The organism is Bordetella sp. 02P26C-1 (genome assembly GCF_009763255.1).
In the GTDB taxonomy this organism is placed as follows: domain Bacteria; phylum Pseudomonadota; class Gammaproteobacteria; order Burkholderiales; family Burkholderiaceae_B; genus Bordetella_A.
The window spans coordinates 373,821-388,377 of the sequence record NZ_WSJB01000022.1 but is presented as its reverse complement, the minus strand read 5'-3'; the positions used below and the strand labels follow the sequence as shown (position 1 = coordinate 388,377).

The following is a 14,557-nucleotide window of genomic DNA, read 5'->3' as shown; positions in this document are numbered from 1 at the left end:
TCAGTCTCCAGGTGATGAGATATGGACTTACCCTTCAGCAACTGGCGTGCCTGGACTAGGGGTTACTCCTAGCCCCTAGAATTGACTGGTAGCGTGAGTATGACGCTAAGCCCCGGCTGCGCGTCGGAGAAAACGATGGTGCCGCCATGCAGTTCCACAATGCTCAATACGCTGGTCAGGCCAAGGCCGTGGCCTTCCAGGGAGGGGTCCAATCGATAAAAATGCTTGCCTAGGTGCTCATACTGGTCAGCGGGGACGCCCGGCCCATCGTCGCTGATCACGACGCGCCCGGATTGCCCGGAACGGAATACTGCTACGCGGATTTCTCGAGACGCATACTTGACAGCGTTGTCCACGAGATTCGCCAAAGCGCTGGCCAGCAGATTGGCATCGCCGTGAACGTTGACCGGCTCCGAGTGAGTCAATGTCATAGATACGTTTTTGTCTTCGGCCAGCGTGGTGTACATCTCCACGACATCGCCCACAATCGTATGCAGCTCGCACGCCTTGAATGAACGCCGCTGAATGCCTGCTTGCATCTCCGAGATCTGCAAAAGCTTTTCCAACATCACGCTCAGGCGCTCGATCTCTTCGACCGCACGCTGATTGGCCTGCAGTACCTGCTGCGGCGAGGCCGAGGGTTGCTGTGCCGCGCGTAGTCCTCCCACAATGCGGGTCAGTGGCGTACGCAAGTTATGGGCGATCGTGTCGGAGATATGCCGGGCGCTTTTCATCAAGAGCTCTATACGATCCAGCATCGAATTGATATCGCGATTGAGCAGAGCGAATTCGTCATCGCTTTCCGCCGTCGAGACGCGCTTCGATAATTGCCCTGCCGCGATCTGCTGCGTTGTACGGCGGATGTGGCTGACCCGATAGGCCAATTCGCCGCGGAAGATGTACGTGCCGATAATGACCAGCAAAGCCGCCAGAACAAAGGCCGCCACGATGGCCTGCCAGATCATCGCGCTAATGTCACCCATCTCGCTCAGATCGTGCCCGACCACTAGTGTTTCGCCACCCGCTAGCGTTTGGATCTGCAGATGGCCGCGCGTCGGGATACCGTCTTGAAGCACTTCGCCTTCGAATACCCCGACATAGGAATCGTGCGCAGCAGGAGGGCGGTCCAGATTGCCGGCAATCTTGTTGCCTTTTTCGTCCAGCAAAAGGTATATCTCGCGACCCGAATCGATACGGTCAGCCAAGGTCAGCTCCAGCGCGGCGGCTAGTGCGGTGCGCCCGCCTTCCTCATAGGCAGCAGACAAACGTTTCGCCGAAGCCGTGATCTGACGGGTGTACTCGGTCCGTAATGCGCCAATCACCTCGTAGTAAAGAAAAGCGATCAGAATGAGTGTCGTCAGGATCGCCAATATCCCGTAGTTCAATGTCAGGCGAAACGAGATCGAGCGCCAATGATTCCTCAGGAACGGCATCATAAGATCGCGGCGGCACCGTCCGGCTCGGGCAGATCGGCAAGCGTGTATCCGGCGCCACGTACGGTATGAATCAAAGGCCTGACTGCTCCCGCATCGATCTTGCGACGCAGTCGGCTGACTTGGACGTCAATCACATTCGATTGTGGATCGAAGTTGTAGCCCCAGATGGTCTCCAGCAGCATCGTACGGGTCACGGTTCTGCCCGTGTTCAGCATCAGATAGACCAATAGACGAAACTCCTGCGGCTGCAGCGTAATCGGCGTGCCAGCACGCTGAACCTTCTGAGTGGCGACGTTGACCGCCAGATCCGCGATACGCAGCTCCTTGATCTCCTGATTCGGGCGCATGCGTCGCACAAGCGCGTCCATCCGGGCAACAAGCTCCGAGAAGGAAAAGGGTTTTACGAGATAATCGTCTCCGCCGGCGCGCAATCCATCCACCCGATCATCCACGGCCGAAAGCGCACTCAATACCAGCACAGGCGTGGTCTTGCCCAGCGCACGAATCGTCGACAGAATCGACAGGCCATCGACATGGTTCGGCAAAATCCTATCCAGTACGATGATGTCCCAGTGCTCCTTCATCGCGCTATCCAGGCCCGTCACGCCGTCTGAGCAAACGTTCACTGCGTGACCCAATTCAGTCAAACCATTCGCAAGATAACGCGCGTTCTCTTTGTCGTCTTCAATAATCAAACACTGCCACATACCGGTACCTAAGCAAGTTCAGCGCGAACAGGGACCTGGTCAATATAGCCGACGAAAAACCTCGCTCGCACCAGAACCGGGCATTCTTACGAAATGGTAAGACTGTCGTAATACAGCCTCCAAACGATATGGCTAACATGTTTTCGGCTATGGCCAAGCGTGAAGCCATTTAGATTTGAGGTGTCGAATTGAGCATTTATCTCAGTCCCGATCTGGACCCGAACCAGCCCATTTGCAGATTGATCAGCTTCTACGACTTGGTCGAGCTTACGACGTGTGGCAAGCTGTTTTTTGACGAGCAAAGTGATGCCATGCCGGACTCGGTCGCTTTGCCGCGAAAGGCCGGGCAGGGGCAATACCTTGACGCGGGCCAGCAGGGGCGCACCGAGCGGTGGGCATTGGAAAGCATGCTACGACCGTCCCAGCGTGCCCCCGTGCGATATCAGTCGTGGTCGATAGTGGGCGATGACGCTTTTCTGAACTTTCCCGTACACGAGGTCGAATCTTCGTCATCGGTCTACGTATTCGCCAGCATTCAACGACTGGTCGACTCGTTATTTGTCAGGGATGACGTCGATGTGATCGTCAGCCCTTATGGAGAAAAGGGCCTGCAAAGTGATGTCCCAGACCGCGGCTCGTCGACGATCAAAAGCCTGATGGTGGCGTTACGCACCGCCGTGACTGGCTCCGATTACCGGCAAATCGCCCTGGATCTGAGAATGTTCCTATCGGGTGTCGTCGTGCCCCCGACCGCGTCAGCACGGTTTGTCAAAGTCGTCTCGGATCTCGTGCAACGAATAACCGATGCGCCCGTGTCACGTTTGGCGCTGCGCTGATGGATGCCCCTTGGTGGGGTAGAGCCGAAATCGTCGAGCAAAACAAAAGGCCCACAATTGCTTGTGGGCCTTGATATTCTTGGTGGCGCATCCCTGATTCGAACAGGGGACCTGCGGATTATGATTCGCTCGCCTAGGCGATAGTTTAGAGGGTAAACCTAAGAAAATCAATGGTTTATCATCATTGTGCATTAACTAAATCACTGTAAATAGTGTCGCTTCAAAAAAGAAGTGCCACCATTTTTGCCACTACTGCAATCCTGTTCTATTGAGAATAAATAGGCCTAGGGGCTCATTCTTCACAATGGGATCGTGGCTCTAGAATTATCATGAATATTTTGCGCTCTCGTAGCTTGAGGAAGTATCAACCACTGAATCCGTCGAGCCTGGCGCTCGAAATCATAGCCAGTTGCTGTCCACCGTAGCAGTGATGGCAAAAGGTGCGCATCGCGTTGTTCAGAGCTGCGGCGCTGTGAGTGTCTATTCGTCGAGCAATGTCGTTTGCTTCGGCTTCGCTTTTACCTTCGCCCCTTGCGGCAAGGAATACGTAGGCCTGAACAGCTTTTTTTCCTCTAGACATGGAAAAAAAGATCAGAGCGATAATTACGATCACGGTGAGGATAGCAATTTCCATATCGATCTCCGTATTAGATGCCTAGTTCGGCCCGGCGCCGTAGTTTCTGAGGTTTTAACGAGCTGTATAAGTGCAGGCTTGGTCAAACAACTCGGTCATCTTATCCTCTTCTTCCTGACCGACGTTCATGAGTAACTCTTGGTTCTTATAGTCTCCCCAAGCATATTTTCTTCCCGAAAGGTATTGGTTGTGAGAATAAGTATTTTGCGCTTCGAGATCTGGATATGTTGAATAGCGTTTATCCCGACAATTGATCATCACCGTTTTTACGTTCGGATCCTTGATGAGTTCTCCCGATTCGTCAAATGGAGTAACGTCTGTTGACGACCAGAACACATCCAGCGGGATTAAGTGCAACTCAACGGTGTTTCTACTTTTTGTCACTACACCAGCACTCAGGTAAGCGCTGCCTGAGGTGGAGCCTGCCGACCAGAATATAAGTTTGCCGAGAACATCGTTCAGGTTAGTTTCTTTTGCGTGAACAATGCCGCCCTCAGTAGCAATGCTCATGACGATGAAAATTGCGGGAAGTATCTTCTTTGTGAGCATAATTGGTAATAGAAACTGAGAATATTTAGTGCGACAAACCATTTGCTGTTACATGAAGTGACAGCCTTGTATTTGTCATTACGTTTATATCACGTCCGATATATATATGGGTGCGTAAGCGCACTGGCACTCCTGAGGCTCCTTCATGCGGCATCCATCAAAACAGGCTCCGCCGCACGTCAGGAGCCTTTACGTTTTTCAAGTTGTTGAAGGCCAGACGCGGAGTGAGCGGGTCGCGTTGCCAATCTCTATAGGGCCGGTAATTAAACGACCGATTTATTACCGTCGCTGGCACGTCTAGAATGATGGTAATAAAGCCATTGAATCTTATTGTTTACCACGGCATAATTCTTTCCACGATTATTTACCAGGAAGCATCATGCCGCGCCACTTTTTGTACGCCCGCGTCTCGACCGTGGACCAGACCACCGACAACCAAGTGCTTGAGGCTGCGCAAGCTGGATTCCAGTTCGAGCCGCGTCGAGTCGTTGCCGAGACCATCTCGGGCCGTGTTCCGGCTGCAAAACGTCCTGGGTTCGCCAAATTGCTGGACCGCCTAGAGCCTGGGGACACCCTGGTTGTGACCAAGCTCGATAGGCTTGGCCGCGACACGAGCGACGTGGTAGACACTGTAAGCAAGCTTGACTCAATGGGTGTACATGTGCATTGCTTGGCGCTGGCCGGTGCTGACCTGACCAGTGCGGCGGGAAAGTTGCACATGACCATCCTGGCCGCCGTTGCCTCGTTTGAAAGGGACATCCTGATTGAACGTACTCATGCGGGGCTCGCGAGGGCGAAGGCTGATGGCAAGCGTCTAGGCCGCAAGGCTAGCCTGACCGACGTCCAAGTGACCGAGATACGCGCCAAGTTGGCCGCTGGCGCAACGGCCAGGGGTTTGGCGAAAGAATATAAGGTGAGCCACCCAACTATCCTAAAGGCGGTTTCCGACTGCTGACCTGGGGTTAGCGTCTGGCAGGGAACCGCCAGCTTGCTGGTGGGGCTGGCAAGCCCGGGGGTCGGGTCGGCCCGGCCAGGGGGGCAGAGCCCCCGCCGACTGGTAAAAAGAAAGATGAGGCTCGCGTCTATTGCGGATGCGGGCCGTTTTTCTTTATTCCTGAAATTTCAGGAATTCGACGGCTGCGCGGATGTGGAAAAAAATCGGCTGGATGAGCATTAACGTGAATGAATGCCCCTCTGATGCCCGCCGCCCCTCACCGCGGAGTTCTCGATTCCGGCGGGATTTTTGCTGCAGAGCATAAGTGCGGTAATGCCAAAATTGAGCAAGATCGGGCCGAAGGTCGGTTGTCCTTGCCGGTGTCCATGAGCATGATCGACGGTTTTGCGCAATCCGGAACAAATAAAGATGCTGCCAATCATAACGGCGAAAACGCCACTGATGGGCGCAATATGGGATTACGCCGATGCTGTTAACTCGGCTGACACATCGCTTATTGAGTCCATTTCGGCATGTCGTTGTAATTGTTTAGTCAGCGTCGATCAGTTTGCTGCGACCATAGAACCTGTACAAAGGTCGGGAAGGCACCAACACCGGTGGTGCGTCCCGCCGAACCTCGTACGCAGGCGTCGGCGGGGGTAACTCGCGGGCCTCGCCCACGTCCCGGCCTCCGGCGTTTTTGGGTGAAAGTAGGTCGAGCGGATCGACAATATCCGTGGCTTCATAACCGGCAAGCGGCAGTCCGAGGAATTCGAGCGTCAGGAAAGCCTCCCGCCCGTTGCGCTCCATTGGTTGGGGGTCAGCACAGTTCCAAGTGTCGGCCAGCTTGTCCAGCAAGACTTGATCCGGCTGCGGAAGTGGGAACCCTCGGCCAAATTGAAGCCATACGCTCAAACGTGCAGCGCCTGCAATCGGGTCCGGATGCATGATCGATGCGCCCAACTCGATGACTTTTTGATGATCGTCCGTGTTTAATTTGCGGCCTGCATCAAGTCCTCCGGTAATCGGGAACAGACGCATTAACCTGAGCGTGAACGCGTCCCTACTGATAGTGCGTTGTGCCGGGGTGGATGCTGGCATCGGTGCTGCTGTCAGTGCCTGTTCGGGCGTTGGCGAGACAGCCCGCGGGCGTCGGTAAATCGTTACCATGATTAAGCCTCCTCCTGGGGGGAGCCGCCGCCGAGTGCATCAATGAGTCCGTGCAATTCCATCGTTGCTGTCACTTCCGGCTTCCGAGCAACGATCATTCGGTACTCACCTCCGGAATCCAGCGCGATGAATACAGTGCCGACACCATCGATAATGTCGAGATAAATTGAGTGGATGTTAGCGACATTGATCCATTCGTCATGTTGGCTTTCGTCTCTCCAGGCACGAAGAAACGAGTTGTGCAGAGCGGCTTCAAAAGTTTCGGGCATTTTCATAATGATCTCCAGATAAATAGATAAAGACGTGACGAAAAATTAGGGGCGATGCTTGCGGCGTTGGTGCCGCTGATTGCGGCGCTTCATGCCGCCGCTGCCGAGGCCCTGAATGCCTCTAATACCAGCCATTGGGGATACGAGTTTTGATGCTTTATCACCGATCGCTGGATCGATCTTGCTGCCAAAATGAACCGCCCGAGCGCCGCCTTCGATTGCTGCCGCGCCCGCGATGATGGCGACGGTGCCAGCCGTTTCTCCGCTTGTTTGGGAGTTGGGTTTTTGCTGCTGTGACTTTTTGAGGTGCCTAACCATGTTGTCACCCTCCCGCGATGTGGTGATGGAAACTGACGTATCTGATTCGAGCGGGCCGGGGAGTTTTAGACCGGCGGCTTCGCCGCTGGTGCCTGCGGCACTGGTAGCCGGGTCGAGAGCTGCTCCCATCGGGGCTGCTGAAGCGGCGTTTTTCAGGGCTTTGCCGGTGAGCCTTTCAAAGCGTTTTAGGCCTGCTGACACGGTCTGAGAGAGCATGTCTTGCGTCTGCCCAGGCGTCACGTCCAAGCCAGCGGTCTGGACGGCCTGGGCATATTGGTCGAAGGTCGGGCCTTCCTTGGAGGGGTAGCGGTGATATGTTGGCGGGTCGGTCCAATTGAATCGACGGCGAAGCTCGGGTAGCGATGCGCCCACGACCTTGCCCGCAACCTTAGGCCCACCTTGCATTTGCACACGCACGCCAGTAACCGGGGCGCCTTTGCCTCCCTTGGCACGTACCCACTCAATTGATAAAGAGTGGTCGCGGGCGAGCATGCGAATGGCTTCAGGGTCGTTGATGCCTGCACGTTTCGCGAGGGTCAGCACGCGATTAACGAGCGTGCGCGTCAAGGCTTCGGGGCCAAGCGTTCCCGCTTGTACATCTCTATTGTGTTGCTCAGCGGCGCGCCGTTGCTCGCTCTTGGATTTAGTGCGCCAAAGGTTGGTTGAATTGCCTTCTTTGCGCGTAGGGTCGCGACCATAGTTTTCAGCGACGAACAAGACGTCTCCCCGCGCCATAGCGGCATCGACTTGGGCGGGTAAAGTCTTGTTCCCGTGTCGCCAACGTTCGGCTAAATGATGGTCTACGCCAGCATCGCGGAGTGCATCTGCACAGAGCGCAGCAACCACTTCGCGCATATCTTTTATGAACGTTGGCCGGGGTGGCAATCCCGCATCTTTGCGCTGGTTATAGCGCTGGAAATCAGGCAGCTTATTGCCCAAACGAAAGCCGCCTTTACCATCGGTCAGAACCTCGCGCAATGGATACGATGGGTGGACATGCCAGTTTCGATTTCCGTCATGCGGTTCGTGGGTGGCTGTGTAGATTGGTACGCCGAGACGGTCACGATATGCATCGGCAATGTCGCGCACCAACTTGTGCCGTTGCTCTTTCGTGAGTTCGTGTGGTAGCGATATTTCACCGTGACCCATGATGTGAGCATTGTTGTTTGCTCGTTTGGCTAATGACCGCTCACATGCCTGGGCCATAAGTAATGGGTCAAGCGCATTTGTTGGCGTGCCGTCTGGGGCACTGACGTACACGTAATCTAAGCGCGATATCTCAGTTTCTTTGCGCTTGAGCTCGTAGTCATAGTTGACTTTATTGATTGCTGATTTTGGCGATTTGCGCGACCCGGCACGATTACTAAAGTTTGTATATGCGTGGTACTTCGAGGATGACGGCGGCGCCATTGGGATACGCCCGCGATTCTTGTTCTGCCCACGACCGATCGCCCGCGTTTTTTGGTCTGCTTCGCGACCGGCGCGATTCGCCTCGGCACGAACCCGTGATGCCACATACGTTATAGCGAGAGACGCGCCATTGCGGGCTGAGTCGGATGGTCGGCTCATGACGACTACTCGTTAAACGGGAACCGTCTGCGGAGCAGATGGGGCGAAGCCCACCGCCCAGGCGGTGTTAAGCTGGTCCAGGGCGCAGCACCGGCAAACGTTCCTCATCGTCCAGATGAGGTCAAGTGCGCCGTCCCGGAGCCCGTCAATCGCCCGGGAGGCTCTCCACACCAGTTTCATTGCTGCACCTGCTCGGACGGATGCGCACCTTGGACGCTGCCGCGCAACTCGTTCAGGAAGCCCGCGAGCACATCGGCATCCTGCTCGCGCAGATGCGTCTCGCCAATGCGGTTTAGCAGGGCGCGCTTGACCCGCTCATCGTCGCGCAGCCAGCTAATTAACAGGCCGCCGAGCACGATTTTCTGGCGCGTGTCGGTAGCGCGCTGACGCGCCTGGGCGCGGGCCAGCATTTGACGCGCTGCTTCGATTTGTTCGGCGGGGGATTTGCGATTTGCCATCTGATTTTCTCCTTAGCCAATTGATGGATAGGAGTAAATCAACAAGTGATTAAAAACTGCAACGTGGCGACAACGGGCGACAGTAGACGACAGCTTTTTTTGCCGTGCTGGTAGCTGGGTTTAACGGGGATTCGAAAACGAGAATTTTGGCCGATGCCGTCGCTTCGGCGGCGGGCCTGTCGCGGGTTCGGGCTGAGTTTCGGTCGCTGGTGTAGCTGAGTCCAGAGGAGTTGGATTTAGTGGATATATATGTACCCACCAGCACGAACCAACCGGTAGGGGGATCAGTGCTTGGAACTGCTCCACGTTGTTAATGCTGATCTGCAAGTTTCCATTTGGTTGAGAAAAGCAAACAAGATGGGTCATTGGGAAGTCCTGATTCTCACGACCAACCATTACCCGTAGGTGGACTGGCGTGGACGCATGAGTGATGCGCAGCCAGGAACGATAGTCACCGCTAGCTGCTGCACTCCAAGCTGCTTGCACCTCCTCCGGGTACGCGCCCACCTCCATTGTCTGAGGATGCAATCGACGGAACCGCTGCCATTTGCCACCATCGCGCAGGCCCCACAAGTCAAATTGTCGGATTCCCCCAAAGCTTGCACCATGAGCGATCATCGTGCGGCAAGACCGAGGCGCTCTCGTTTGGGAGTACGTTCTTCAGCGCATAACTCACAGCCTCGCCAATGTTGGTCACGGCCTGGGAAACGATGGATTGTTGAGTGACAGCAAAGCCCCCAGGCTGGCGCAGCAAGCGACCATAGCGAGCGGCTACGTGGGCATATGCCGCCCGTAGGGCTGCGTCGAATGCGTTAGCGTCTGCGTCAGAAGCAAATGCCAGTATGAGATTGATATGCGGGGTTCCCGATTCGTGAGCCTCCACAGTTTTAGGCCCGATCGGCGTGAGTCCCAGCCGTTGGCACTTACGGCGAGTGATCGACAGTAGGGTACGTAGGAAATTATTGGCGCGTGCGGGCGATGGTCGGCCTAATGAAATCCAAGCCGGGTTGATATCACCGCCGACGTGACATGCATGAAACGCCTGCGGGCAAGTAATGAACCATCGACGGCAAACGTATCCAAGGTCACTTACGGCCCACGTAATCGAGCCGTGAGCGCGAGCATGAAACGATCCAATGCTGGCACGCTCACTCGCTGCGGCCTTAGCCATCATCGAGCGCTGAAAGATTCCAACACGGGCGTTACGCAGTACGTTAGCAATGTGGGTCTCATGATGACGCCAAGCATCTTTTCCAAGCGCTGTAACGCGCTCCTGCCCTTTCAGTCGGTGAATCATCAGTTCTTGCCCCACGCACTCGATTGAGCGTGTGTGGAACTTGATCAGCCGCCCCAGGCTGGGCAGTCGCGAATGAAGTTCAGGATGTGCATAATAGGCACGTCGCAACTGTGCCAGACTGCTGCGCATATGCAGTCCCAGAGCCGGAACATACTTGCACCATTGCAGTGTTTTAAATAGGCGCTCCTGAAAACCCTGGATGCCGCCCCGGCGTAGTGCAGTTATTGCGATCTGCTTAGCCCGCGACCACCATTCATAGGGCAGATGGTCGAGCGCGCCGACAGCGGCATCCAGATCGCCCAGCGCAGCTATATGTGCAGGCAGGATTTCGCGTAACTCGTTGGCAAACGAGCGGCGACCCGATAAGTTCGGTAACTGGAAACCCATGTTGTACTCTGCCCCAAGCGGAACCCCGAAAGGCCCGCGTCTGCTACAACGTGGGCCATTGTTTTTTGGGTTGGATTAGTGCTTGACGATGGTTCTGTCGAACCGCGCTTCAGGCGCGTGCGTGTTGAGCCAATTAGTAAAGGTGCCAACGCGGTAGAAATTACGCCCGCGAATCTGGATCGGTTCTGGAAATTCTTCTTTGTGAATCCAGTCATAGAGAGTTGCTCGATGGATCCCCAGCATATCTGCTACTTGCTGGAATTTGAGCAGTCCATCGCCGGTCAGGTTGACGGCGGGGATGGCGGTATTCATGGCTGTCACCTCACGCGGACGTAACTTGTGACGCGGCTTTGCGTGGGCGGCCGCGACCGCGTTTGGCCGGGTTCGGCACCTGCTGGGCCAGGCGCTGTGATTGGTGCTCAGCAATCCATTTCTTGAACTCTCCAACCAGCACGCGTGGGCGGGAGTGTGGCGGCTGGAAAAAGGGGGGCAGACTGTTTGAAGGAATCCGGCCTTGTCTGATCAGGAATGCTCGTTGGTTCAAATTGCCTACGGTCGTCCCGAGCTGATTTGCGAGCCAGTTAAGGTCCATCAGGTCATAATCGTCGAGTTCGCTGAGCTTCACAATAATTTCTCCAAAAAATAATAAGACGATTAATGGTCTCATCGAAAATATTATTTGTGAAGGCAGAATGGGTGAAATTTCTATTTATTTTTCAAAGCGGTAGAAGTCGATGTGTCGTTCTACCTTATTGAGGTGTCTGATAATGATTTAAATTGATTTTGAATCAATTAAATAATGCTTAGATAATAAAAACCGCCGGTTTGATGGCGGCGGTGTCTGTGTTAAGCAACGAGTCGGAGGTGTGGCGACCGCGGTGTAGGTGGAGTGGCCGCTACGGTTGCCGGCGGCTGCTCTGGGAGCCCCTCCAATGCTGCGATTGCAGCTTGTTTGCGTGCCTCCGCTGCAGGTGCTGACTCAGGTACGGGCGGCGGGGGCGCGGCGCCGGTAGCTTCATCGCGCTCGAAACGATCATGGATTGAGTCCGTTGCGATGTGTGTGTAGCGTTTCAAAGAAAGAATGCTTTTGTGCCCAGACACTCGCTGAATTTGAAACACTGACCAGCCGAGGTCGGCGAGGCGAGAGCATGCCTCGTGCCGTAGGTCGTGCCAATGGAGGTTCGAGATGCCGAGCGCTGCGCATGCAGTCTGCAGCAGCCGCCCAGCGCGGTCGGCAAGCAAGGGACCGAACACTTTTTCATCTTGAGCCTCGCCAATGCGCGCAATAGGGCGTCCGTGTTCGTCCGTACCATTCAGTTCCAAGAATATGCGGCGCAGGCCCGGGGACGCTGCGAGGCGGCTAGGTACCCGCTTATTTTTAGGACCACGCAACTGGCTAGGAATTATGATGTCGGCTTTATGGTCCGGTCTCCAAAGTATCCACGACCACTGCATCTCGAACATTTTCTCCCGGCGCATCGCGGATTCAACGGCAGCCAGGAAGGCAGCTTTGATATATAGAAGCGATGAATGTGGAGGTACAAATAATGGTGACTTCCCGGGTATGTTGATTTCGATATGTTTTTTGCTGCCGGTGTCTTGAGCAGCTAACTGTCCGTCATGCATTTGAGTGAAAACGTCCAATAGCGCATTTTCTTCCCCCGGTTCGAGCCGGCGGTCGCGATCTTCTGACTGCTGCAATTCTCGTGCTTGGCAAGCGGCTTTGACCGGATTATCAATTGCCCAGCCCCATCCTGTGGGGGCATCCGGCAGGCTTGCGGCGCGGGCGTGCCGGAGCAGTCCATGCAGGTGGTAAAGTTTGGTCCTGATGGTCTGTTCTGCGTAATCCTGTTCTCGTTGCTCGTCGATGAATTGTTCCAGGGTCAGTTGCGTAACATCGCGCAGCAACATATCAGCGAGCCGGTGTCCGAGCCAAAATGTTTTAAGCGTTTTGTCTTTTTTTAGACGTCGCTTGAGTACCGCTCGGGCGTCAATGCTGCGCGATGAGTCGTCGTCATTCGCGTACTCTTCCATCGCGGTCCACCAGAGCTTGAGAGCTTCGCCCAATGTGATGTTGGTGGGGAGCATGCGGCCGTTTAGTTTTACGAGCTTGAGCTGATCTTCTGTGGTTGCAGCCCACTCCTTGGCCTCTTTCATGGTGTCGAAAGTGCGCGTGATACGTAAGGGCTTTTGCCCTTTTCGTTGTTGCCGGATCTCTGCCTTTACAGTACCGGCCTTCATGTGTGTGAATGTAGCCATGTGGGAAATTCTCTCCTTCAATTTGCGAAAAGTGAAGGCGAAACGACCCATATTGGGAATTTTCTTGATTTTCCCGTTACCGCTGGTGGGGTGGCACCTGCCATCATTTTTGCCACCAAAACCCAAAATATTCACATCATTTATTGGCTAGGCCGGAAATGAAAAACGCCGCAAACCCTTGAATTTACTGGGTTTGCGGCGTTTGAATCTTTGGTGGCGCATCCCTGATTCGAACAGGGGACCTGCGGATTATGATTCCGTCGCTCTAACCGGCTGAGCTAATGCGCCTAAACATCAACAAGCAAGCTTGTCTTTGTTTTTTGCTAGGGTGCGTTCCCTGGCAAGAACAAAATTCTAGCACGGTTTTTTTTCGCAATGCAAGCGTCCGGCGAAAATTTTTTAGCAAATATCTCGCGCCAACCGGATTCCCGAAAATTGCCAGCGTGCCTCGGGTGGGAAGAAATTGCGATAGGTCGCCCGGATATGGCTGGCAGGCGTGGCAAACGAGCCCCCTCGCAATACATACTGATTGCACATGAACTTCCCGTTGTACTCACCCACAGCCCCAGGCGGAGGTGTAAACCCGGGATAAGCCTCATATGGGCTGCAAGTCCATTCCCACGCATCGCCATAAAGCTGGAGCAGGCGAGGGGCCGTGCTGGATGGGGCCCGTGCCGCTAATGCGCTCAGGTGTCTTTGTTCGAGCATATTTGCATGCGCGGCAAGACGGCAATCGTCACCGGCGACTGCTCTTAACTGCCGCGCCGCATGCTCCCATTCCGCTTCGCGTGGCAAACGGGCGCCGGCCCACCGGGCGTAGGCATCGGCCTCGAAATAACTCACATGCGTCACCGGCGCATCCGGGTCTAACGGCTGCAACCCGTGCAAGGTGAAAACCTGCCACGTATCGTCGTCGCGTTCCCAATACAGCGGCGCTTGCCAATGCTCCGCGCAGACGCGATCCCAGCCCAAGGACAGCCATAGGTCTGGGCGTTCATAGCCTCCATCTTGCATGAACGCCAGATACTCCCCCTGAGTCACCAACCGGTTTGCAAGGCTGAAAGGCTGCAAAAGGACCTCGTGAGCCGGCCCTTCGTTGTCAAAGGCAAAAACATCATGAGAGTCATGTCCCAACCGGGTACGGCCCCCATCGTAATCCAGCCAGTTGAGTGCGATGGTTGCTACGGCATTCGACCGCGCATCCGAGGCATAGGCGGGCTTGATCGGATTCATCGACAAGGCATGCTTGATATCGGTGAGGATCAACTCCTGATGCTGTTGTTCATGATTGAGTCCAAGCTCCACCAGCTCCTCGAACGCACTATCCGAACCCGCAAGCCGCCCGATAAGCGCCAGCATGGCGGCATCGACCGCCTCGCGATAACGCCAGATGTCCGCAAGCGGCGGGCGAGACAACAGTCCTCGCTGAGGCCGGGGATGTCGGGCTCCTACCGCGTTGTAGTAGGAGTTGAACAGCATCCGATACTGGGGATGAAAGGGTTGCCATCCCGTATCGAACCGGCTCAACACAAAGGTCTCAAAAAACCAGGTCGTATGAGCCAGATGCCACTTGACCGGGCTGCAGTCGGGCATGGATTGCAGCTGGCAATCCTCGTCGCTCAGCGGCGCGGCAAGCGCGTGCGTCTGTTGACGCACCTCGCGAAAGCGTTGGCCCAGCGTCTCGGAGCGGGCTTTCGTAGACGGGTGCGTGAGCAGACAGACAGGATCCATGTG

General features: G+C 55.3%; 16 protein-coding genes and 1 tRNA gene. 3 read left to right on the top strand and 14 right to left on the bottom strand.

Features of this window, described 5'->3' with window-relative positions:
* Positions 1 to 68: 68 nt before the first annotated feature.
* Both GOQ28_RS14435 and GOQ28_RS14430 read right to left on the bottom strand, forming a co-directional pair.
* Positions 69 to 1,436 (bottom strand): sensor histidine kinase, encoded by a 1,368-nt coding sequence (locus GOQ28_RS14435; RefSeq protein WP_160356937.1) that lies wholly within the window; start codon positions 1,434 to 1,436, stop codon positions 69 to 71.
* Entirely contained in the window at positions 1,433 to 2,143 is a 711-nt protein-coding gene (locus GOQ28_RS14430; protein WP_160356936.1) for a response regulator transcription factor, read from the bottom strand. The genes GOQ28_RS14435 and GOQ28_RS14430 overlap by 4 nt, the downstream gene beginning before the upstream one ends.
* Before the next feature lie 188 nt (positions 2,144 to 2,331).
* Between GOQ28_RS14430 and GOQ28_RS14425 the strand changes: the two genes are divergently transcribed.
* Entirely contained in the window at positions 2,332 to 2,979 is a 648-nt protein-coding gene (locus GOQ28_RS14425) for a hypothetical protein (protein ID WP_160356935.1), read from the top strand.
* A 364-nt stretch (positions 2,980 to 3,343) separates the two neighbouring features.
* Here the strand turns inward: GOQ28_RS14425 and GOQ28_RS14420 are convergent, their stop codons facing one another.
* Positions 3,344 to 3,613 (bottom strand): hypothetical protein, encoded by a 270-nt coding sequence (locus GOQ28_RS14420; RefSeq protein WP_160356934.1) that lies wholly within the window; start codon positions 3,611 to 3,613, stop codon positions 3,344 to 3,346.
* Positions 3,614 to 3,667: 54 nt separating this feature from the next.
* The gene (locus GOQ28_RS14415; RefSeq protein ID WP_160356933.1) at positions 3,668 to 4,123 is read right to left on the bottom strand and encodes a hypothetical protein; all 456 of its coding nucleotides are present in this window, start codon (positions 4,121 to 4,123) and stop codon (positions 3,668 to 3,670) included.
* 418 nt (positions 4,124 to 4,541) lie between these two features.
* On the opposite strand from GOQ28_RS14415, the gene GOQ28_RS14410 reads away from it, so the two are divergent.
* Positions 4,542 to 5,117 (top strand): recombinase family protein, encoded by a 576-nt coding sequence (locus GOQ28_RS14410; RefSeq protein WP_160356932.1) that lies wholly within the window; start codon positions 4,542 to 4,544, stop codon positions 5,115 to 5,117.
* Positions 5,118 to 5,344: 227 nt separating this feature from the next.
* Positions 5,345 to 5,593, top strand: coding sequence for a hypothetical protein (locus tag GOQ28_RS14405; protein ID WP_160356931.1), 249 nt, complete (start codon positions 5,345 to 5,347; stop codon positions 5,591 to 5,593).
* Between the two features lie 52 nt (positions 5,594 to 5,645).
* On the opposite strand, the gene GOQ28_RS14400 is transcribed toward GOQ28_RS14405, so the two are convergent.
* The 10 genes from GOQ28_RS14400 to egtB form a co-directional block, all read right to left on the bottom strand.
* The gene (locus GOQ28_RS14400; RefSeq protein WP_160356930.1) at positions 5,646 to 6,266 is read right to left on the bottom strand and encodes a hypothetical protein; all 621 of its coding nucleotides are present in this window, start codon (positions 6,264 to 6,266) and stop codon (positions 5,646 to 5,648) included.
* Between the two features lie 2 nt (positions 6,267 to 6,268).
* Entirely contained in the window at positions 6,269 to 6,541 is a 273-nt protein-coding gene (locus GOQ28_RS14395; RefSeq protein ID WP_160356929.1) for a hypothetical protein, read from the bottom strand.
* Between the two features lie 39 nt (positions 6,542 to 6,580).
* Positions 6,581 to 8,422 (bottom strand): MobA/MobL family protein, encoded by a 1,842-nt coding sequence (locus GOQ28_RS14390; RefSeq protein ID WP_160356928.1) that lies wholly within the window; start codon positions 8,420 to 8,422, stop codon positions 6,581 to 6,583.
* Positions 8,423 to 8,598: 176 nt separating this feature from the next.
* On the bottom strand, positions 8,599 to 8,880 hold the full coding sequence (locus tag GOQ28_RS14385; protein ID WP_160356927.1) for a mobilization protein: 282 nt from the start codon (positions 8,878 to 8,880) through the stop codon (positions 8,599 to 8,601).
* 574 nt (positions 8,881 to 9,454) lie between these two features.
* The gene (locus GOQ28_RS14380) at positions 9,455 to 10,564 is read right to left on the bottom strand and encodes a replication endonuclease (protein WP_160356926.1); all 1,110 of its coding nucleotides are present in this window, start codon (positions 10,562 to 10,564) and stop codon (positions 9,455 to 9,457) included.
* A 75-nt stretch (positions 10,565 to 10,639) separates the two neighbouring features.
* Positions 10,640 to 10,876: a helix-turn-helix transcriptional regulator gene (locus tag GOQ28_RS14375; protein ID WP_160356925.1), complete on the bottom strand. Its 237-nt coding sequence runs from the start codon at positions 10,874 to 10,876 to the stop codon at positions 10,640 to 10,642.
* Positions 10,877 to 10,886: 10 nt separating this feature from the next.
* Complete coding sequence (locus GOQ28_RS14370) at positions 10,887 to 11,231, bottom strand: hypothetical protein (protein WP_160356924.1); 345 nt, start codon at positions 11,229 to 11,231, stop codon at positions 10,887 to 10,889.
* A 179-nt stretch (positions 11,232 to 11,410) separates the two neighbouring features.
* Positions 11,411 to 12,958, bottom strand: coding sequence for a tyrosine-type recombinase/integrase (locus GOQ28_RS14365; protein WP_160356923.1), 1,548 nt, complete (start codon positions 12,956 to 12,958; stop codon positions 11,411 to 11,413).
* 76 nt (positions 12,959 to 13,034) lie between these two features.
* A tRNA-Met gene (locus GOQ28_RS14360) sits at positions 13,035 to 13,111 on the bottom strand.
* Positions 13,112 to 13,222: 111 nt separating this feature from the next.
* Positions 13,223 to 14,554: an ergothioneine biosynthesis protein EgtB gene (gene egtB, locus GOQ28_RS14355; RefSeq protein WP_160356922.1), complete on the bottom strand. Its 1,332-nt coding sequence runs from the start codon at positions 14,552 to 14,554 to the stop codon at positions 13,223 to 13,225.
* Positions 14,555 to 14,557: the final 3 nt, after the last annotated feature.